We start from the raw sequence: 19,158 nt of genomic DNA, 5'->3' as shown, positions 1-19,158 counted from the left end.
AACGAACTGGCGCGCGCCTGGCGGCAACTCGACCAACGCCTGAATCAATTCACAAACGCAGCGCTCACCGCAGCCTAAACCCCAACTTGGTCTGATTGTGAACTTCGCCCTCACCAAGCGAACCTAGCCCGCCGGCCGTGGGTTAGGCGCCGAAGAAGTTGAAGATGTCGAACCCGTAACCGACCAGGTCGATCAGCGGCTGCCCGGAGATCAGCGGATCGCCACTGAAGATGGTGTCCGCAAGGTCACTCTGGCCAACCAGGTTCCCTAGATCGTCCAACCCGGTGATCACGTAACTGTTCAGTTCATTGGTCAAGTCGTAGCCGGAGAGCTCGTCCAAAGTGTCGACGACCGATGTCGGAATCGCTGACTGCCCGGCATCCGCTAGCAGGGCGTCGATGGGCCCGACGAACTCCTGCACCGTGGCGTATTCGGTGCCGGCCAGCATCTCCAGCGGATCCATCGTCGGAATGAACCCAGCGACTCCGGATTCCATAAGTTGACCCGTCGCGTCAACCTGCCAGGGGCCGACATCACCGATCCCGCTTCCATCGACCGGAGTGCCGTCACTCGGGTCGATCCCATACGACGGATCGCCCGGGTTGCCGTAGGCCCAGTCGTCGTACAGGCTCGCATACGGGTCGAAGAGGTCGTAGAAGAACAGCCCCGCGGGCCCGCCGTCATACATGAACGCCAACGTCGGCAGCGGCGCGGGAATGTCGTAGAAGGTGGTGTTCCCGATGGTGCCGAGATCGATCATGTTGGTGGTGTCCAAGTTCACCCCGGGAGTCGGATCCGGATAGTAGGGGTGCACCGTCTCGATCCCGATGAGGGCGTTGATGTCGGCGAAGATGTTGCTGGGGTCCTCGGGAAAGTCGGCCCAGCCGTCGTACTCGCCGGTGTAGATGTCGGTGGTGAAGGGGTCGGTCGGGGTCGTTGCCAAGCTGAGCGGGATGTCCAGGAACGGAAGATGTTGAGGCTCAGGGCTCAAGCTGAAGGCGCCGACGCCGTCGGGGAATTGGAATCGATCCAGGATCCCGCCGATCGGACTGTTAGGGTCTCCGAGCAGCGTGAAGTTCAAGTCGCCGAGGTTGACACCGGGGTTGTTGTTGATCAGGTCGTTCATCTCAATGGTGGCAATCGTGGCGCTCTGCGAGTAGCCCAGCACGGAGACGTCGTTTCCGCCCTCCAAGTCCGTGAGTATCGCGCCGTTCAGGGCAGTGACGCCCTGGTTAACCGAGTCGCCGAAAGTCAGGTCAGGCTGGCTGGCATTGCAGACGATCGGACAGAACTGCTCCGGTGTTACCAGGCCGGAGTAGCTGTAGTCGTTGTTCGGGGGCAGGTACTGGCTCAGGTAGAGCGATTCGACGCTGTTGAGGTAATCCTGGTCGGGTATCGGGTTTCCGGTGCCGCCCATGATCAAACCGTCGTTGGCGAGCAGCCTGGCCTCCGCGATGATCGCTTTCACCTCAGACGGGAAGGCCCACAGTCCTATCGACATCGCGCCCGTGACAGCGGCGCAGCCGATCACCAGCGACGCATAAACCGGCGAGCGCAACCTCAGCCCTGACATCGCGACCTCCCAGCCGTATCGCGCCAGCCGAGAATGCAGCCATAGATCGCGTTCGATTGTCCCCGGCCTGGCGATTGGCAAATATCATGCGCTGTTCGGGCATCCGTCAGGACGCAATTCGCAAATTTGTCCGTCGCTCTTAACAACTCGACACGCCTGCGCGTCGACCGATGAACCGATGAGCGGGCGCAAGAACCATATACTCCCGCCATGCGGCGCCGACCATGGCGGAATGGCAAACGGTATCGAGCGGTCAGCCTCTTTGGTGTACTGGCGGTTTCCGCTGTGGTGATGTCGTGGCCGTCGGTTCATCAGGCCCACAAGACCGGTCCAGTGGACTTCAAGGCGGCCGCGGTTCCGACCCCCGCGCACGTCGTCGTGGTGGTGGAAGAGAATCGCTCGCAAACCAACATCATCGGAAACAAGTCGGCGCCCTATATCAACCAGCTGGCCGCAAACGGCGCGATGATGGCGCAGTCCTTCGCCGAAGTGCATCCGAGCGAACCCAACTACTACGCCTTGTTCGCCGGCAACACACTGGTCAACGACAACGTCTGTCCTGTCAACGCCGGCAACACACCAAACCTCGGTTCGGAATTGCTTGCAGCCGGTTACACCTTCTCGGGGTACGCGGAGAGCCTGCCTGCGGTGGGCTCGACGGAGTGCAAGGCGGGGAAGTATGCGCGCAAGCATGTGCCCTGGGTCAGCTTCAGCAATATCCCCAGCTCCTACTCGCTTCCGTTTTCCGCGTTTCCGGCCCCGGCGAACTACGCCAGCCTGCCGACGGTCGCGTTCGTCACCCCCAACCTCGACGATGACATGCACGACGGCTCGATCGCTGCGGGCGACGCTTGGCTATATCAGAACTTGTCGCAGTACGCGGCGTGGGCGAAAGCCAACAACAGCCTGCTGATCCTGACCTGGGACGAGGACGACAACACCTCCCGGAATCAGATTCCTACGGTGATCTACGGGGCGAACGTCAGACCCGGCGCCTACGGCGAGACCATCAGCCACTACAACGTGTTGTCCACGCTGGAGCAGATGTACGGGCTGCCGAAGCTCGGCTACGCGACCAGAGCGCCCGCCATCACCGACATTTGGGGCGCCTGACCTCGAATCATCGCGGGCAGCAACCGGCTAACCGCGGACTCCGTCCGGCGGCCGCGCGGCCCGTCGCTATTCTGTGCCGCATGCCTACTGACCTCGTACCTATCCGCTTGAGCCTGACCGACGGTGACCGCTACACCGTGTGGGCGCCTCGTTGGCGCGACGCGGGCGACGAATGGGAGGCGTTTCTGGGTAAGGATGAGGACCTCTACGCTTTTGAGACGCCCGCTGACCTGGTGGCGTTCGTACGCACCAACACCGACAACGATCTGGTGGACCATCCGGCGTGGAAAGGGCTGACCGAGGCCAACGCGCACAAGCTCGAGCCCGCCGACGACAAGCAATTCGATCTGATCGCGGTTGAAGACGTGGTCTCCGACAAACCGACCGAGGAGTCGGTGACGACGCTAGCGAACGCGCTGGCGATCGTCTCGTCCATCGGGTCGGTCTGTGAGCTGCCGGCGGTGATGAAGTTTTTCAACGGCAACCCGACCTTGGGCACGCTGTCCGGCGGAATCGGCCACTTCACCGGCAAAGCCGGTCTCAAGCGCTGGCATGCCATCGCCGACGTCATCGGACGTAGCTGGGACGACGTGCTCGCCGCGCTGGACGAGATCGTCAGCACTCCCGACGTGGAGAGCGCCGTATCGGAAGCCGCCGCCGCCGAGCTGGCCGAACCGGTCGAAGAGGAGCACCTCGAAGAAGAAGACCTGGAGACCACCGCAGACGACGGCGCCGACCAGGAACAGACCGAATCCGCGCCCGAAAGTGGCGACGACACCGACGCCCGGGACACCCAAAAGGCCCGTACCGCCGCCGCCGATGTCGTGCTGGGCGGTGACGAGGACTTCTGGTTGAAAGTCGGCATCGACCCGATCCAGATCATGACCGGTGCTGGCACCTTCTACACGCTGCGCTGCTATTTCGACGACCGGCCGATCTTTCTGGGACGCAACGGTCGCATCAGCGTGTTCAGCTCGGAGCGGGCGCTGGCCAGATATCTCGCCGATGAGCACGACCACGATCTGTCCGACCTGAGCACCTATGACGACATCCGTACTGCGGCCACCGACGGCTCGCTGCGGGTCGACGTCAGCGACGACAACGTCTACGTCCTTACCGGGCTGGTCGACGATTTAGCCGACGGGCCCGATGCAGTGGACCGTGACCAGCTTGATCTGGCTGTCGAGCTGCTTCGCGATGTCGGGGACTACGCCGAGGACAACACCGTCGACGAAGCGCTCGCGACGGATCGCCCGTTGGGCAAGCTGGCGGCCTATGTGCTCGACTCCGACTCGGTGAGCAAGCCCGCGCCTCCCTACGCCGCGGTGGTTCGGGCATGGGAGGACCTGGAGCGGTTCGTGGAGTCGCGGCTAAGGCGCGAATAGCGCCGCAAGCCGGCGACGACATTGGTGTGAGAGTCGCGGCTAAGGCGCGAATAGTGCCGGGAAGCCTGACCACACATTCACTCGCCGTGCCGGGCGTTCGTCTGCACTACGAAGTGCGCGGCGCATCTGCCAGCGGCCCCCCCTGCTGCTGTTGGGCGCACCGATGCCGGCCGCAGACTTCGCGCCGCTGGCTGAGGCGCTGACAAGTGATCACACCGTCGTCACCACCGATCCACGCGGCATCGCGAACAGCCACTTGGATGACCCGCACCAGGACTCCACGCCTGAACTGCGCGCCGATGACGTCGCGGCGATTCTCGACGCCCTGGACGCTGCATCCGCCGACGTGTTCGGCTCGTCGGGCGGCGCCGTGACCGGGCTCGCCCTGGTGTCTCGGCATCCGAAGCGGGTGCGCACCCTGATCGCCCACGAGCCGCCGGTGTTGGAACTGCTGCCAGATGCGGCCGCACAGCGCGCCACAACCGAAGACATCGTCGACACCTTCCACCGTGAAGGGGTGCCGGCCGCGATGGCAAAGTTTATGGCCAATACCGGATTCGACGTGCACCCCGAGGGCGCCCCGGTAGTGTCAGAGCCATCGCCCCAGCAGATCGCCCACGGCACAAGGTTTCTCGCCCACGAGCTGCGCGGCACCGCCCGCTACCTGCCCGACATCGCCGCGCTGACCCGCGGGCCCGCCAGAGTAGTCGTCGGCCTTGGCGCGGCTTCCGGTGGTCTGCTCACCTACCGCACCAGCGTGGCGCTGGCCGAACGACTCGGAACACCGCCGGTCGAGTTTCCCGGTGATCACGGCGGATTCATCTGGCAGCCAGTCGAATTCGCGAAGACCCTGCGCAGGGTGCTCGCGGATACGTCACATTGATATCGCATGCGATATCAATGTGAGGACCAGAGCCGTGGAGGTCGGAGGGTGCTGATGTGGCAGGTGTGGCCAGGTGCCCGCTAGCCAATCAGCACGGCGAAGCGCGGTTTGATGACTTCATCGATGATCGCGAGCCGCTCGTCGAAGGGAATGAACGCCGACTTCATCGCATTGATGGTGAACCGCTCGAGATCACTCCAGCCGTAGCCGAACGCGTCGACGAGAACCGACATCTCGCGGCTCATCGTCGTGTCACTCATCAGGCGATTGTCGGTGTTGACGGTGACCCGGAACCGGGTCCGCGCCAACAGGTCAAACGGGTGGTCGGCGATGCTGTCGACCGCACCCGTCTGGACGTTGGAGCTGGGGCACAGCTCCAACGGAATCCTCTTGTCCCGCAGTATCGATGCCAATCGGCCCAGCCGCACCGTGCCGTCCTCGGCGACGTCGATGTCGTCAACGATCCGCACCCCGTGCCCCAGCCGATCGGCACCGCAGAACGCGATCGCCTCATGAATGGACGGCAGCCCGAATGCCTCGCCCGCGTGAATCGTGAAGCGGGCGTTGTTGTTTCGCATGTACTCGAAAGCATCTAGGTGCCGGGTTGGCGGATAACCGGCCTCCGCACCGGCGATGTCGAATCCGACCACTCCCTTGTCGCGGAATCGGATCGCCAGCTCGGCGATTTCGCGGGATAACGCGGCGTGCCGCATCGCGGTGACCAGACAGCGCACGACGATAGGTCGCCCGGCCGCGGCGGCCGCCTTCTCCCCGTCGGCGAAACCCGCCAGCACGGCATCGACGACCGAGTCGAACGACAGTCCGCGGTTGATGTGCAGTTCGGGGGCGAACCGCACCTCGGCGTAGACCACCGAGTCAGCGGACAGGTCTTCCACGCACTCGTAGGCAACGCGGTGCAGTGACTCGGGGGTCTGCATCACCGCGACGGTGTGCGAGAACGGCTCGAGGTAGCGCTCCAGCGATCCGCTGTGCGACGAGGTGCGAAACCACCGCGTCAGTTCATCGACCTCAGTGGCGGGCAAGCCGTCATAGCCGGTCTGGCCAGCGATGTCGATAACGGTCGCCGGGCGCAGCCCGCCGTCGAGATGATCGTGCAACAGCGCCTTCGGCGCTTGTTTGATCGCCTGCAAAGTCAGTGGCGTCGTCATCAGGTGATCCGATCGATGATCAGCGGTCGCGGGACGGGTTGCGTGTCGACGACGCTCCAGCCAGCGTCCAACTCGGCCATCGCGGGCTCGAAGCGTTCCGGGGTGTCGGTGTAGAGCGTGAACAGCGGTTCGCCGGCAGCCACTCGTTCCCCGGGACGACGGTGGATCCGGATCCCGGCGCCGGGTTGCACCAACTCACCCGGGCGAGACCTGCCCGCTCCGAGCCGCCACACCGTCAGCCCCACTGCCATCGCGTCGATATCGCCCATTCTGCCGCTCCGACCGGCGATCACGGTTTCGGAGTACTTACCAACCGGCAACGGTACGGACAAGTCACCGCCCTGCGCGGCGACCAGCGCGCGGAATCGGTCCATCGCGGTGCCGTCATGCAGCGTCTGGGCCGGATCCCGCTCGTCGATGCCGGCGATCTGGAGCATCTCGCCGGCCAGCCGCATGGTCAGCTCCACCACATCGGGCGGTCCGCCGCCGGCCAATACGTCCAGCGCTTCGGCAACTTCAAGCGCGTTACCGGCGGCCGCGCCCAGCGGAGCGTTCATGTCGGTCAACATCGCGCAGGCCGGCAACCCATGCTCTGCGCCCAGCGCCACCATGGTCTCGGCCAGCTCACGGCACTGCGATTCCGACCGCAGCAATGCGCCGGAACCGACCTTGACGTCGAGCACCAGCGCGCTCGCACCTTCGGCGATCTTTTTGCTCATCACCGAGCTCGCGATCAACGGCAGTGACTCGACGGTGGCTGTGATATCGCGCAGCGCGTAGAGCTTCGCGTCGGCGGTCGCCAACCGGCCTGCCGCGAAGATGGCCGCGCCGACTTCGCAAAGTTGTTGGCGGACTTGGCTATTCGAGAGATCCGCGGTGAAGCCAGCGATGGATTCCAACTTGTCCAGGGTGCCGCCGGTATGGCCGAGTCCGCGGCCGGAGGCCTGCGGCACCGCGCCACCGCAGGCCGCGACCACCGACACCAGCGGCAGCGTGATCTTGTCTCCGACCCCGCCGGTGGAGTGTTTGTCCACGGTCCGCAGCCGATTACCGTCACGCCGCAAATCGGTGAAATCCATGCGCTCACCGGAGGCCACCATCGCCGCCGTCCATCGCGTGATCTCGCCGTAGTCCATGCCCCGCAGGAAAATGGCCATCAACAAAGCCGACATCTGTTCGTCGGCGATCTGCCCGTTGGTGTAGGCGTCAATGACCCAGTCGATGGCGGCGTCCGACAGCCGACCGCCGTCGCGTTTGGTCGCGATTACTGTCGGCGCGTCGAACGTCATGCGCGACGCTCCTGCTCTCACCGGGCGAGATCCTCGGGACCGAACGGCTCGGGCAGCAAGTCGCCGAGCCGCCGGGGTGCGTCGGGATGGTCGATGAGCAGGTCCGGTCCGCCGTGTTCCAGCAACACCTGACGACACCGGCCGCACGGCATCAGCGGCGAGCCACTTCTGTCGACACACGCCAGCGCGAGCAGCCTGCCGCCACCGGTCGAATGCAGCGCGCACACCACCGCGCACTCGGCGCAGAGACCCAGGCCATATGAGACATTTTCCACATTGCAGCCGGTGATTATCCGGTGATCGTCGACCAACGCCGCTGCGCCCACCGGGAACCGAGAGTAGGGCGCGTATGCTCCATGTGCTGCTTGGACGGCCTTGTCCCGCAGCAGTTTCCAGTCAATCGTGTCGGTCACGGTCGCACTACCAACCGTATCTGGAATCCATCGGGCAACCCCGTTCGCTGTTGGCTAGTTCACAAGGCCACCCTAGATTCCCCGGGCCGTTAAGCGCAGGAACAACGCGCGCGGAGGCAAAGTGGCCTATAAGACCGCACGAATGGGTTTAGAGTCCACCCGACGGTTCCATTACGACGGCCCACACGATGACGTTGCGTGACGATCGCAAGCGCGGCGAAGCCGGGCGCAGCGGGTCGTCACTGATACGGCGTGACGATCGCGAGCGCGGCGAAGCCGGGCGCAGCGGGTCGTCACTGATACGGCGTGACGATCGCAAGCGCGGCGAAGCCGGGCGCAGCGGGTCGTCACTGATACGGCGTGGCGATCGCGAGCGCGGCGAAGCCGGGCGCAGCGGGTCGCCACAGAAACGGAGGCGCTGATGGCGACGGCGACATCTGCGAATCCGGCCACGCCGACACCGCGGGACGGATCGTCGCGCGGACGGCGCCTACGACGAACCCTCTACCGCGGCGATCCGGGTATGTGGTCATGGGTGCTGCACCGCATCACCGGGGCCACCATCTTCTTCTTCCTGTTCGTGCATGTGCTCGACACCGCGCTGGTGCGGGTAAGCCCGCAGACCTACGACGAAGTCATTTCGACCTACAAGACTCCGATCGTGGGTCTGATGGAACTCGGCCTGGTGGCCGCGGTGCTCTACCACGCGCTCAACGGGATCCGCGTCATCTTGATCGACTTCTGGGCACAGGGCACCCGCTATCAGCGGGTGATGCTGTGGGCGATCGCCGTCATCTGGTTGCTGGTCATGGTTCCGGCGACGGTGGTCGTGGGCATCCACATGATGGGACGGTTCGGATGAGCTCCCCCGACCTTCAACTGGGCCGCGGCCAGCTCGCGCCGGTGCGGCAGCGCAGCCACGACCGTCCGGCAAGCCTGGACAATCCGCGGGCGCCACGCCGGCGGGCCGGCATGCCCAACTTCGAGAAATACGCCTGGCTGTTCATGCGGTTTTCCGGCGTCGTGCTGGTGTTCTTAGCGCTCGGGCACTTGTTCGTGATGCTGATGTGGGACGACGGTGTCTACCGCATCGACTTCAACTATGTGGCGCAACGCTGGCACTCACCGTTCTGGCAGACATGGGACCTGCTGCTGCTCTGGCTGGCGCAGCTGCACGGTGGCAACGGTCTGCGGACCATCATCGACGACTACAGCCGCAAGGATTCCACCCGCTTCTGGCTTAATGCCCTGCTGGCGTTGTCGATGGTCTTCACGCTGGTGCTGGGGACCTACGTGCTGCTGACGTTCAACCCGAACATTTCGTGAAAGGCGAGCCGTGATCCAGCAACACCGATACGACGTGGTGATCGTCGGCGCGGGCGGTGCCGGAATGCGGGCGGCCGTGGAGGCCGGACCCCGGGTGCGCACGGCGGTGCTGACCAAGCTCTACCCGACCCGCAGCCACACCGGCGCTGCCCAGGGCGGCATGTGCGCCGCGCTGGCCAACGTCGAAGACGACAACTGGGAATGGCACACCTTCGACACCGTCAAGGGCGGCGACTATCTCGCCGACCAGGACGCGGTGGAGATCATGTGCAAGGAAGCCATCGACGCGGTGCTGGACCTGGAGAAAATGGGGATGCCGTTCAACCGCACCCCAGAGGGCCGCATCGACCAGCGTCGCTTCGGCGGGCACACCCGCGACCACGGCAAGGCCCCGGTACGCCGCGCCTGTTACGCCGCCGACCGCACCGGCCACATGATCCTGCAGACGCTGTACCAGAACTGCGTCAAGCACGACGTCGAGTTCTTCAACGAGTTCTATGTGCTCGACCTGGTGCTCACCCAGACCCCGAGCGGTCCGGTCGCCACCGGCGTGGTCGCCTACGAGCTGGCCACCGGCGAGATCCACGTCTTCCACGCGAAGGCCGTCGTGATCGCCACCGGAGGGTCGGGCCGGATGTACAAGACGACGTCCAACGCGCACACCCTCACTGGCGACGGCATAGGAATCGTCTTCCGCAAGGGACTCCCGTTGGAAGACATGGAGTTTCACCAGTTCCACCCAACTGGGCTGGCCGGGCTGGGCATCTTGATCTCCGAAGCCGTTCGCGGTGAGGGTGGTCGGCTGCTCAACGGCGAAGGCGAGCGATTCATGGAGCGCTACGCTCCGACGATCGTCGACCTGGCGCCGCGTGACATCGTCGCGCGATCGATGGTGCTCGAAGTGCTGGAGGGCCGCGGCGCCGGCCCGCAGAAGGACTACGTCTACATCGACGTCCGCCACCTCGGCGCGGACGTCCTGGAGGCGAAGCTGCCCGACATCACCGAGTTCGCGCGCACCTACCTGGGCGTGGATCCGGTGAAAGAGCTGGTCCCGGTCTACCCGACCTGCCATTACGTGATGGGCGGCATCCCGACGACCATCACCGGACAAGTGTTGCGGGACAACACATCCACCGTCCCGGGCCTGTACGCGGCCGGAGAGTGTGCGTGCGTGTCGGTGCATGGCGCCAACCGGTTGGGCACCAACTCGCTGCTGGATATCAACGTTTTCGGCCGGCGCGCCGGAATCGCCGCGGCCAATTACGCAATGGGTCACGACTTCGTCGAGTTGCCACCGGAACCGTCCGCGATGGTGGTCGGCTGGGTGGCCGACATTTTGTCGGAACACGGCAACGAACGCGTCGCCGACATCCGCGGGGCGTTGCAGCAGACGATGGACAACAACGCCGCGGTGTTCCGCACCGAGGAGACCCTCAAGCAGGCACTCACCGATATTCACGCACTCAAAGAGCGCTATTCCCGAATCTCCCTGCACGACAAAGGAAAACGTTTCAACAGCGACTTGCTGGAAGCCATCGAGCTGGGTTTTCTGCTCGAACTGGCCGAAGTCACCGTGGTCGGCGCCTTGAACCGCAAGGAATCCCGTGGCGGGCATGCCCGCGAGGACTATCCCAACCGTGATGACGTCAACTACATGCGTCACACCATAGCCTACAAGCAGGGCACCGACCTGCTCAGCGACATTCGGCTGGATTTCAAACCCGTAGTGCAAACCCGTTACGAGCCAATGGAACGGAAGTACTGATGAGTTCGGTTGTCGAGACCGCGCAAAGCGCGGATCCACCGTTGCCGGCGATCCCCGAGGGCGCGGTGATGGTGACGCTGAGGATCGCTCGGTTCAATCCGGAAAACCCCGACCAGTACGCCGATTCCGGCGGCTGGCAGAGCTTTCGGGTGCCATGTCTGCCCACCGACCGGGTGCTCAATCTGCTGATCTACATCAAGAGCTACCTCGACGGCACGCTGACCTTCCGGCGGTCCTGCGCTCACGGAGTCTGCGGCTCCGACGCGATGCGGATCAACGGTGTGAACCGGCTGGCCTGCAAAGTGCTGATGCGCGACCTGCTTCCGAGCAAGCCCCGCAAGCAGTTGACCATCACGATCGAGCCGATTCGCGGGCTGCCGGTGGAGAAGGACCTGGTGGTCGACATGGAGCCGTTCTTCGACGCCTACCGCGCGGTGAAGCCGTACCTGATCACCAGCGGTAACCCCCCGACGCGAGAGCGGATCCAAAGCCAAACCGATCGCGCGCGCTACGACGACACCACCAAGTGCATCCTGTGCGCGTGTTGCACCACCAGCTGCCCAGTGTTCTGGAACGAAGGCAGCTACTTCGGCCCGGCGGCCATCGTCAACGCGCACCGGTTCATCTTCGACAGCCGCGACGAGGCCGCTGCCGAGCGCCTCGACATCCTCAACGAGGTCGACGGGGTGTGGCGCTGCCGCACCACGTTCAACTGCACCGAGTCCTGCCCGCGGGGCATCGAGGTGACCAAGGCCGTTCAAGAGGTCAAACGCGCGTTGATGTTCACGCGTTGAAGTCGAATGCCCAGGCTCTACACATGTGGAAATAAGCTAATAGACAGCAGCGTTCCCTAGCTCATGCTATTCGGGCAGCAACATGCGGGAGATCCCGCCATGCGCACAACTACGCGCAACGTGAACCGCGAGCTGGCAGAGACGATCGAGCCCCGCCGGTACCAGACCAATGCAAGCCTGAGCCAGCCACCGACAAAGGCTTCGCGGCGACCAGTGCGCGAGTACGTGACCAACGTCAGCTGGCGGGCGAATCGAATGACGCCAGCTGCCTGACCGGTCCACTCAGCGGACCGCAGAGTTGCCAGAACATACCCGAGCGGTGCCGAATTGGAGGAGCCGGCCGATCAATTGATGGGGTAATTACGAAGCGCGTCATGTCTCCGGTCCTGCCCGCGCCCGGTTTCGTGGTTCGCTCGGCACGCCCGCGACAGCAACGGCCGGGAGATGATCATCGAGGCCGAAGACGAGCCGTTGTCGCCGATTGTCGACGGCGAGCGGTTCGTCGACATCGTCCGGCTCGTGGTCCGCGCCGGGCCGCGCATCCGCATCGCCCAGCTGGGGAAATCGGGCGGGCCCAGCGGGAAAGCGGTTAGCTAACACTGCGCCGATGCGACGGGCGGTGTGCGATACCAGGTTGGGCAGGTGCGGGGGTAGCGTGTGCGAACACATCAGGATCGTCGCCGCTCCGGCGCACGTTCCATTCGGCCACCACACCGGGGCTGACAGCGGCCGCTGGTCGCCGATCCAGCCGTACTACCTTGTTTCGGCGCTTGCGCACCGGCCGAAATAGCCAGCAGCGCTGGGCGGGCAATCGTTTGCCGACTCCGCCGACCGCTCGCGAGCGCTTGAGCGACATTCGACAAACCACGTCACACTGTGGGCGGCTGCGCCGTCTGACTGATATGACACAGAAAACCCGCATCGAACCGCTGCCTCCGAAACGGGCCAACTGGCTCATCCGCGCCATGTACCTCTACGCCAAGCGGCGCTTCGGCGAGGTCCCCGAGCCTTTCGCGGTGGCCGCGCACCACCCGCGGCTGCTGGTCGCCAACGCCGTCCACGAGACCATGTTGCAATCGGCCTCACGCAAGCTGCCGGCCAACGTGCGTGAGCTGGCGGTGTTTTGGACTGCGCGCACCGTCGGCTGCTCGTGGTGCGTCGACTTCGGGTCGATGCTGCAGCGCCTCGACGGGTTGGACATCGAGCGCCTCGAAGACATCGACAACTACGCCACTTCGCCACGTTTCACCGACGACGAGCGGGCCGGCATCGCGTATGCCGACGCGATGACCACCGACCCACACAGCGTCACCGACGAGCAGGTAGCCGACCTGCGGGGTCGCTTCGGTGACGACGGCGTGGTCGAGCTGACTTATCAGATCGGGGTGGAGAACATGCGCGCCCGGATGAATTCCGCGCTGGGCATCACCGAGCAGGGCTTCAATTCCGGTGACAGTTGCCGCGTTCCATGGATTACCGAGCCCAGCGAGGCGGGCGAATCCGCAGCGCAGCGCTAGAGTAGCGGCATGCAGGTCTGGGAGCTGGGGCCGGGCCGGCTCATGGTCGCCGGCGTGTTCTCAGATCTCGCCGTCCACCATCACCCCGCGGTTCAGGTCGTGGTCGGTGGACGGGTTGCTTGACAGTTACCCGAGACGGCGACGTCCACGACGTATGCCGGTTGGTTGTGGTCGGCAGCGGAGCTCGGCATGCTGTGCGGTCAGATTCGGAATCCGCCGGTTTGACGCTGTACTTCGGGCTCCAGACACCACAAGGCATAGCGCTGAACGCGTTGGCCCGTCACCGCGGTCAGCACCGCGGTATTTGGATCGTCGATGGCGGAGCGGAACTGGCCGAGGCAACGGCCACGTCGCTGGCCGCAAACGGCCCCGCAGGCCGCGGCTGATTTCCTCGTCGATGAGCTTTGCGGGATGGAAGGCCGATGCTCTGGCGGCCCGCGATCCGTTCACCCGCAGCTACGCCAAGCGATCGAAGTCGTGTCGAGCCGCGTGCCGGACCATGTCGATGTGGCTTCGGTCGCTGGTGCCGTTGCGCTATCACCGGATTACCTCGGGCGACTGTGCAAACAGCAAACCGGCATCTCGTTCTCGGCCACCATCCGTTGGGAGCGGCTGGTGACCGCCGTGGGCCACCTCGTTGACGGTCGCTCGGTCACCGATGCTGCGCACCTGGCCGGGTTTGCCGACTGGTCGCACGCCAACAAGGTGTGCTGGGAGATGACCGGAGCGGCGCCGCACGAATTCACGCAAGCGGTTCGCGAAACTCAGATCTGACGGATCCATACAAGCGACCCCGTCCGGGTTAGCTCACGCTTGAAGGCATGCCCGAGATGTCATCCTTTGAACGTGCCTTCTGCTGCGGCGCCGTGTGGCGTTCCAGCAGCGCAACCATCGCGCGTGAACTTCGCGCCCAACGACTAGGCCGCGACATTCTGGAAATCGGTGCCGGCAGTGGATCTGTGGCCAAGCAGCTGCTCTCCAGGAATCCCGAACTTGGTTGGACGGCAATAGATATCGACCCGCTCATGGTGCACGCGGCCGCCACGCGCCTGCGTAAGTTCCCCAACGCTTCGACGAAAACGGCCGACGCGACCGCGCTGCCGTTCCCCGGCGATTCGTTCGACTCCGTCGTCAGCTGCCTGATGCTGCATCACATCATCGACTGGGAACGCGCGGTCGCCGAAGTGGCACGTGTGTTGCGACCCGGCGGGACCTTCGTTGGCTATGACCTCACCCGCACACCGCTGGCCAGTCTGTTTCACCGTTTGGACGGCTCGCCGCATCGGCTGATCGTGCCCATCGACTTCCAGGACGAGTGCGCGCGCAATGGGCTGACCATCAGCCTCCAGTCCCGGCTTCTCGGCCACGTAATGCGATTCGTCGCGCACAAGAACTGACATCGCGAAAGGAGCACATGCCATGTCAACACCATTAGGTATCCGCGCTCGGGCCGCAGTGGTCCGCGGCATCTTCGGGTTGCCCAAGCCGGTTCGCCGGTTGATCGCAGGGCCACCGGTACGAATCGACGGGCAGCAACTAGACCTCGACGCACAGCTCGCCCTCGCCCTCAAAAACCGTTCGGGTTCTGATGTTTTCGCCGGGACCGTGGCAGAGGCCCGAGCACGATATGACGGGCTTCCGGGCATCATCGGGTACAGACCGCCGGTACCTGTCGCGACGCGGGATATCGCCATCCCCGCCGAGCACGGCGACATCCCAACCACCCTCTACACACCCGCAGACCTGCCCGAGCAGTCGGGCCTGCTGGTGTATTTCCACGGCGGCGGCTTCACCGTCGGCTCACGGCTGAGCCACGACCCGGTCGCCCGTTATCTGGCAAGCAACGCCGCTGTGCGGGTGCTGTCGGTCGAGTACCGACGCGCGCCGGAGCACCCGTTCCCCACTCCTGTGCAGGACGCCAACGCCGCGTTTGAATATGCGCACCACCACGCCACCGATCTCGGTGTCGACCCCGACCGCATCGCGGTCGGCGGGGACAGCGCCGGCGGCAACCTCGCGGCCGTTACCGCGCAACATGCGGTGCGACGAGGCGAGGCGGTCCCGGCGTTTCAGCTTCTGATGTATCCCCCGACGGATCTCAGCACGCGTCGGCCATCGCGTGATCTCTTCGCCGAGTGCTCTACCTTCACCGAGCGGAATCTCCAATGGGTAATGGCCAACTACATACCGGCGGGAACCGATCTGCGTGATCCGCGACTGTCACCGCTGCACGGCAACGTCGCCGATTTGCCACCCACATATATCGCCAGCGCCGGTTTCGATCCGCTCCGCGACGAGGGCGAGGAATACGCTGACAAACTGCGGGCCGGCGGAGTGCCGGTATCGCTGAGCCGCCAGGCCGACCTGCCCCACGGATATCTCAACTTTGTCGGCATCGGAGGCCGGTTCGCCGAAGCCGCCAGCGAAGCGGCTGAAGCACTGCGACTCGGTCTGGCCGCCGTGCGCCCAAAGCTACGCCGCGATGACGAACATGCTCTTCAGTGATTGGCGCCCAAACGCGAACCACGCAGCGGAGAGCCGGTGAATTTGTCCGGGTTGGCGATATCCCATATCGCGCAGACCTTTCCGTCGCGCACGGTCATCGCGGTTATCCGCGCCGACATGTCTCGATACCCGTCGGTACCGGCGAAACCCGCTGTGTAGGCTCCCAGTTCGCCGTTGATCAACGCCACCTGATTCGCGGTGAAGAACGCCGGGCCGTAACGGCGGATCAGGCCGAACATGAACCGGGCCACCTTGTCCGGCCCGTGGATGACTTGAAGGGCCGTCGACGTCTTGCCATTCGCGTCGCCGGTCAGGGTCACGTCGGGGTGCAACAACGCCACCACGGCGTCAAGATCGCCGACGGCCATGGCGGCCATCAGTTTGCCGACTACCTCGTTGTGGGTGGGATCGGGTTGCGGTGCCGGCTCCGCGGCTTTCCTCCCCAGGGCTTTGCGGGCTCGCGAGGCCAACTGTCGGGCAGCGGCTTCGCTGGTGCCCAGCACGTCGGCCACTTCCGCGAACGGCACGTTGAAGCCGTCGTGCAGCACGAACGCAACCCGCTGATCGGCGCTGAGCCGTTCCAGCACCACCATCGCCGCGAAGCGGGCATCCTCGCGGGCTACGACGCTGGACAGCGGATCAGTGTCGTCGAATCCGGTGACCACGGGTTCGGGCAGCCAATGGCCGGTGTAGGTTTCGCGGCGGTGTGCCGCCGACCGCAACCTGTCCAGCCCGAGCCTGCTGACCACCGTCGTCAGCCAGGCCCGTAGGTCGGTGATCGCGGTGTCATGTCGATCCCAACGCAGCCAGGCTTCCTGGACGATGTCCTCGGCATCGGCCACCGTTCCGGTCACCCGGTAGGCCACCGCCATCAGATGCGGCCTCAGTGCCTCGAATTCGGTGACCTGCGTGGAGGTCATGACCCGAGCCTAGCGCTACGCTCGCGAACGAGATGACCGACAACCTCTGGCTGCACTTCGCCCGGCACGGCCCGGGCATCACGCCGCCGATCATCACGCGGGGCGAAGGCGTGACGATCTGGGACGACCGCGGCAAAAGCTACCTCGACGGGCTCTCCGGTCTGTTCACTGTGCAGGTCGGCCACGGCCGCACCGAACTGGCCGAGGTGGCTGCCCGGCAGGCGAGCACCCTGGCGTTCTTCCCGCTGTGGGGATACGCCACCCCAACCGCGATCGAGCTCGCCGAGCGCCTGGCGCGTTACGCTCCCGGCGACCTGAACCGGGTGTTCTTCACCACCGGCGGCACCGAGGCCGTTGAAACCGCCTGGAAAGTGGCCAAACAGTACTTCAAGCTGACCGGTAAACCCGGTAAGCACAAAGTGATTTCGCGATCGATCGCCTACCACGGCACCACCCACGGCGCCCTGGCGATTACCGGGCTGCCCCGGTTCACGGCGCCGTTCGAGCCGGTGACGCCCGGTGGCTTCCGGGTGCCTAACACGAACTTCTACCGCGCACCCGAACTTTTCAGAGCAGGTCGGCACACCGACGTCAAAGCTTTCGGACAGTGGGCCGCGGACCGGATCGCCGAGGCGATCGAGTTCGAAGGACCCGAGACCGTGGCCGCGGTATTCCTGGAACCGGTGCAGAACGCCGGCGGCAGCATCCCGCCTCCCCCAGGCTATTTCGAACGGGTCCGGGAGATCTGCGACACCTACGACGTGCTGCTGGTCTCCGACGAGGTGATTTGTGCGTTCGGCCGGATCGGGTCCATGTTCGCCTGTGACGACTTCGGCTACGTGCCCGACATGATCACCTGCGCCAAGGGGATGACGTCGGGCTACTCGCCGATCGGCGCCATGATCGCCAGCGAGCGGTTGTTTGAGCCTTTCAACGACGGCAGCACGATGTTCGCGCACGGCTATACATTTGGCGGCCACCCGGTGTCGGCCGCCGTCGGGCTGGCCAACCTCGACATCTTCGAGCGTGAGGGCCTCAACGACCACGTGAAGAACCACGCGCCCAGCTTCCGCGCCACCCTGGAAAAGCTGTACGACTTGCCCATTGTCGGCGATGTGCGCGGCGAGGGGTTCTTCTACGGCGTGGAACTGGTCAAGGACAAGGCGACCAAGCAAATCTTCACCGACACCGAGCGCCGCTCGCTGCTGGGTCACGTGTCGTCGGCCCTCTTCCAGGCCGGGCTGTATTGCCGCACCGACGACCGCGGCGACTCCGTCATCCAGTTGGCGCCGCCGCTGATCAGCGGCCAAACCGAGTTCGACACCATCGAAGCCATCCTGCGCAGTGTGCTGACGGATGTTGGGAGTCGCCTATGACCGCGCCGGCGACGATGCAGAGCGACGCGATGAGAAGGAGCGGCGCAAATGACCGCGCCGGCGACGATGCAGAGCGAAGCGATGAGAAGGAGCGGCGCAAATGACCAAGCCACGCATCGACCCGATCCGGTGGCAACCACCGCCGTCACGGCCGTTACCCGAACCTGACCTCACGGCGACGCTGCACGTGGTGCCGCTACCCGGCAACGCACCCGAGGACGTCGTCGCCGATGCCGAGGGCAACATCTGGACCGGCGTCGACGACGGACGCATCATCCGGATCACCCCCGACGGCGCCTCGACGCAGGTGATGGTCAACACCGGCGGGCGACCGCTCGGCTTGGCGGTCGCCCGCGACGGCCGGCTGCTGATCTGCGACAGTCACCGCGGCCTGCTGCGATACGACCCCGCCAGCGGGACGCTGGAAACGTTGGTCGCCGAGGTGGCCGGGCGAGCGTTGACGTTCTGCTCTAACGTCGTCGAATCATCAGACGGCACAATCTTTTTCACCGAGTCGACGAGCCGCTTTCACTACGAGTACTACAAGGGCGCAGTAGTCGAGGGACGGCCCACCGGCTCGCTGTTCCGGCGTGATCCCGACGGTGCGGTGACCGTGCTGGCGTCAGGTCTACACTTCGCCAACGGCGTCACGCTGACCGCCGACGAGTCGGCATTGGTGTTCGCCGAGACGACCGGCTGCAGGCTGTCCAAATACTGGCTCACCGGAAGCCGGGCCGGCTCGATCACCGCGGCGGTCACCGATCTGCCCGGTTACCCCGACAACATCGCGACCGGTCGCGACGGCAGGATCTGGGTCGCCATGGTCTCGGAGCGCAACCGGCTCGGCGAATGGCTTGGCCCACGCGCGCCGGTCATCCGCTCGCTGTTATGGCGGCTGCCCTACCGCTGGCTGCCGAACCCGAAGCCGACGGTGTGGGTGGTCGCGTTCGACCCCGGCGACGGCCACGTCGTAACCCAGCTTCGCGCCCAGCATCCGTCCTTCGGCCTGGCAACGGGAGTGGTGGAAACGCCCGGCCGGCTCTGGCTGGGCCGCATCGGCGGCCCCACGATCTGTTATCTGGATTTGTAACTTCTGCAACACCAGTCACAGCGCGGCTTCCAGGAATCGG

General features: G+C 64.8%; 17 protein-coding genes and 4 pseudogenes. 16 read left to right on the top strand and 5 right to left on the bottom strand.

The genetic code is table 11. The annotated features are described in order from the left end of the window. Nucleotides 1-142: 142 nt before the first annotated feature. Nucleotides 143-1,573 carry a PE-PPE domain-containing protein gene (locus tag ACLQI9_RS14720; protein ID WP_442375902.1) on the bottom strand — a complete coding sequence of 477 codons (1,431 nt, stop codon included), beginning with the start codon at nt 1,571-1,573 and terminating at the stop codon, nt 143-145. Between the two features lie 291 nt (nt 1,574-1,864). Here ACLQI9_RS14720 and ACLQI9_RS14715 point away from each other — a divergent pair, with 291 nt between their 5' ends. The 3 genes from ACLQI9_RS14715 (at nt 1,865) to ACLQI9_RS14705 (ending at nt 4,954) form a co-directional block, all read left to right on the top strand. Continuing rightward, nucleotides 1,865-2,686, top strand: a complete 822-nt coding sequence (locus ACLQI9_RS14715) for an alkaline phosphatase family protein (protein ID WP_442375903.1) — start codon at nt 1,865-1,867, stop codon at nt 2,684-2,686. 80 nt (nt 2,687-2,766) lie between these two features. After that, nucleotides 2,767-4,071, top strand: a complete 1,305-nt coding sequence (gene satS / locus ACLQI9_RS14710) for a protein export chaperone SatS (RefSeq protein WP_442375901.1) — start codon at nt 2,767-2,769, stop codon at nt 4,069-4,071. A 163-nt stretch (nt 4,072-4,234) separates the two neighbouring features. Next, nucleotides 4,235-4,954 (top strand): alpha/beta fold hydrolase, encoded by a 720-nt coding sequence (locus ACLQI9_RS14705; RefSeq protein WP_442382387.1) that lies wholly within the window; start codon nt 4,235-4,237, stop codon nt 4,952-4,954. A gap of 80 nt (nt 4,955-5,034) precedes the next feature. On the opposite strand, the gene ACLQI9_RS14700 is transcribed toward ACLQI9_RS14705, so the two are convergent. Genes ACLQI9_RS14700 through ACLQI9_RS14690 form a run of 3 tightly spaced genes read right to left on the bottom strand, consistent with a single transcriptional unit; the run spans nt 5,035 to nt 7,825 of the window. Beyond that, complete coding sequence (locus ACLQI9_RS14700) at nt 5,035-6,123, bottom strand: adenosine deaminase (RefSeq protein WP_442382386.1); 1,089 nt, start codon at nt 6,121-6,123, stop codon at nt 5,035-5,037. Beyond that, the gene (locus tag ACLQI9_RS14695; protein WP_442382385.1) at nt 6,123-7,412 is read right to left on the bottom strand and encodes a thymidine phosphorylase; all 1,290 of its coding nucleotides are present in this window, start codon (nt 7,410-7,412) and stop codon (nt 6,123-6,125) included. Before ACLQI9_RS14695 ends, ACLQI9_RS14700 begins: the two co-directional genes overlap by 1 nt. A 17-nt stretch (nt 7,413-7,429) precedes the next feature. Then, nucleotides 7,430-7,825, bottom strand: a complete 396-nt coding sequence (locus tag ACLQI9_RS14690; protein ID WP_442382384.1) for a cytidine deaminase — start codon at nt 7,823-7,825, stop codon at nt 7,430-7,432. A 523-nt stretch (nt 7,826-8,348) separates the two neighbouring features. Here ACLQI9_RS14690 and sdhC point away from each other — a divergent pair. The 10 genes and pseudogenes from sdhC (at nt 8,349) to ACLQI9_RS14640 (ending at nt 15,732) form a co-directional block, all read left to right on the top strand. Further along, a complete protein-coding gene (gene sdhC, locus ACLQI9_RS14685) occupies nt 8,349-8,687 on the top strand; it encodes a succinate dehydrogenase, cytochrome b556 subunit (RefSeq protein WP_442382388.1) in 339 nt (112 codons plus the stop codon). Further along, nucleotides 8,684-9,151, top strand: a complete 468-nt coding sequence (locus ACLQI9_RS14680) for a succinate dehydrogenase hydrophobic membrane anchor subunit (RefSeq protein ID WP_442382383.1) — start codon at nt 8,684-8,686, stop codon at nt 9,149-9,151. The genes sdhC and ACLQI9_RS14680 overlap by 4 nt, the downstream gene beginning before the upstream one ends. Before the next feature lie 10 nt (nt 9,152-9,161). Continuing rightward, nucleotides 9,162-10,916: a succinate dehydrogenase flavoprotein subunit gene (gene sdhA, locus ACLQI9_RS14675; protein WP_442382382.1), complete on the top strand. Its 1,755-nt coding sequence runs from the start codon at nt 9,162-9,164 to the stop codon at nt 10,914-10,916. After that, complete coding sequence (locus ACLQI9_RS14670; RefSeq protein ID WP_442382381.1) at nt 10,916-11,710, top strand: succinate dehydrogenase iron-sulfur subunit; 795 nt, start codon at nt 10,916-10,918, stop codon at nt 11,708-11,710. Before sdhA ends, ACLQI9_RS14670 begins: the two co-directional genes overlap by 1 nt. A 423-nt stretch (nt 11,711-12,133) precedes the next feature. Next, nucleotides 12,134-12,307: pseudogene (locus ACLQI9_RS14665) on the top strand (retinol dehydrogenase); the annotation flags it as partial. Between the two features lie 272 nt (nt 12,308-12,579). Beyond that, nucleotides 12,580-13,227 (top strand): annotated as a pseudogene (locus ACLQI9_RS14660) (carboxymuconolactone decarboxylase family protein); the annotation flags it as partial. Nucleotides 13,228-13,346: 119 nt separating this feature from the next. Further along, nucleotides 13,347-13,613 carry a hypothetical protein gene (locus ACLQI9_RS14655; protein ID WP_442391820.1) on the top strand — a complete coding sequence of 89 codons (267 nt, stop codon included), beginning with the start codon at nt 13,347-13,349 and terminating at the stop codon, nt 13,611-13,613. Between the two features lie 121 nt (nt 13,614-13,734). Continuing rightward, on the top strand, nt 13,735-14,001 hold the full coding sequence (locus ACLQI9_RS14650; RefSeq protein ID WP_442391819.1) for a helix-turn-helix transcriptional regulator: 267 nt from the start codon (nt 13,735-13,737) through the stop codon (nt 13,999-14,001). Between the two features lie 47 nt (nt 14,002-14,048). Next, a complete protein-coding gene (locus ACLQI9_RS14645) occupies nt 14,049-14,624 on the top strand; it encodes a class I SAM-dependent methyltransferase (protein WP_442391818.1) in 576 nt (191 codons plus the stop codon). Between the two features lie 22 nt (nt 14,625-14,646). Next, the gene (locus tag ACLQI9_RS14640) at nt 14,647-15,732 is read left to right on the top strand and encodes an alpha/beta hydrolase (RefSeq protein ID WP_442391817.1); all 1,086 of its coding nucleotides are present in this window, start codon (nt 14,647-14,649) and stop codon (nt 15,730-15,732) included. Here ACLQI9_RS14640 and ACLQI9_RS14635 read toward each other — a convergent pair. Next, on the bottom strand, nt 15,726-16,652 hold the full coding sequence (locus tag ACLQI9_RS14635; protein ID WP_442382376.1) for a sigma-70 family RNA polymerase sigma factor: 927 nt from the start codon (nt 16,650-16,652) through the stop codon (nt 15,726-15,728). The genes ACLQI9_RS14640 and ACLQI9_RS14635 overlap by 7 nt on opposite strands. On the opposite strand from ACLQI9_RS14635, the pseudogene ACLQI9_RS14630 reads away from it, so the two are divergent. From ACLQI9_RS14630 to ACLQI9_RS14620, 3 genes and pseudogenes are all read left to right on the top strand, one after another. Beyond that, nucleotides 16,608-18,028: pseudogene (locus ACLQI9_RS14630) on the top strand (aspartate aminotransferase family protein). The gene ACLQI9_RS14635 and the pseudogene ACLQI9_RS14630 sit on opposite strands and share 45 nt — an antisense overlap. Further along, nucleotides 18,025-18,115: pseudogene (locus tag ACLQI9_RS14625) on the top strand (sirohydrochlorin chelatase); the annotation flags it as partial. The pseudogenes ACLQI9_RS14630 and ACLQI9_RS14625, both read left to right, overlap by 4 nt. Before the next feature lie 13 nt (nt 18,116-18,128). Beyond that, the gene (locus tag ACLQI9_RS14620) at nt 18,129-19,118 is read left to right on the top strand and encodes an SMP-30/gluconolactonase/LRE family protein (protein WP_442382375.1); all 990 of its coding nucleotides are present in this window, start codon (nt 18,129-18,131) and stop codon (nt 19,116-19,118) included. Nucleotides 19,119-19,158 lie beyond the last annotated feature (40 nt).

The sequence above is a fragment of the Mycobacterium sp. genome (genome assembly GCF_052143115.1).
Taxonomy (GTDB): domain Bacteria; phylum Actinomycetota; class Actinomycetes; order Mycobacteriales; family Mycobacteriaceae; genus Mycobacterium.
The sequence above is the reverse complement of the archived record's forward strand: the minus strand, read 5'-3'. Positions and strand labels throughout refer to the sequence as shown.

What these genes read in the sequence shown, in the direction of transcription:
- ACLQI9_RS14705 (WP_442382387.1), top strand. Translation starts at nt 4,235, where the DNA reads ATGCCGGCCGCAGACTTCGCGCCGCTGGCTGAGGCGCTGACAAGTGAT.
- ACLQI9_RS14645 (WP_442391818.1), top strand. Translation starts at nt 14,049, where the DNA reads ATGCCCGAGATGTCATCCTTTGAACGTGCCTTCTGCTGCGGCGCCGTG.
- satS (WP_442375901.1), top strand. Translation starts at nt 2,767, where the DNA reads ATGCCTACTGACCTCGTACCTATCCGCTTGAGCCTGACCGACGGTGAC.
- ACLQI9_RS14640 (WP_442391817.1), top strand. Translation starts at nt 14,647, where the DNA reads ATGTCAACACCATTAGGTATCCGCGCTCGGGCCGCAGTGGTCCGCGGC.
- ACLQI9_RS14635 (WP_442382376.1), bottom strand. Translation starts at nt 16,652, where the DNA reads ATGACCTCCACGCAGGTCACCGAATTCGAGGCACTGAGGCCGCATCTG.
- sdhC (WP_442382388.1), top strand. Translation starts at nt 8,349, where the DNA reads ATGTGGTCATGGGTGCTGCACCGCATCACCGGGGCCACCATCTTCTTC.
- ACLQI9_RS14700 (WP_442382386.1), bottom strand. Translation starts at nt 6,123, where the DNA reads ATGACGACGCCACTGACTTTGCAGGCGATCAAACAAGCGCCGAAGGCG.
- ACLQI9_RS14680 (WP_442382383.1), top strand. Translation starts at nt 8,684, where the DNA reads ATGAGCTCCCCCGACCTTCAACTGGGCCGCGGCCAGCTCGCGCCGGTG.
- ACLQI9_RS14620 (WP_442382375.1), top strand. Translation starts at nt 18,129, where the DNA reads ATGACCAAGCCACGCATCGACCCGATCCGGTGGCAACCACCGCCGTCA.
- ACLQI9_RS14670 (WP_442382381.1), top strand. Translation starts at nt 10,916, where the DNA reads ATGAGTTCGGTTGTCGAGACCGCGCAAAGCGCGGATCCACCGTTGCCG.
- ACLQI9_RS14695 (WP_442382385.1), bottom strand. Translation starts at nt 7,412, where the DNA reads ATGACGTTCGACGCGCCGACAGTAATCGCGACCAAACGCGACGGCGGT.
- ACLQI9_RS14720 (WP_442375902.1), bottom strand. Translation starts at nt 1,573, where the DNA reads ATGTCAGGGCTGAGGTTGCGCTCGCCGGTTTATGCGTCGCTGGTGATC.
- ACLQI9_RS14715 (WP_442375903.1), top strand. Translation starts at nt 1,865, where the DNA reads ATGTCGTGGCCGTCGGTTCATCAGGCCCACAAGACCGGTCCAGTGGAC.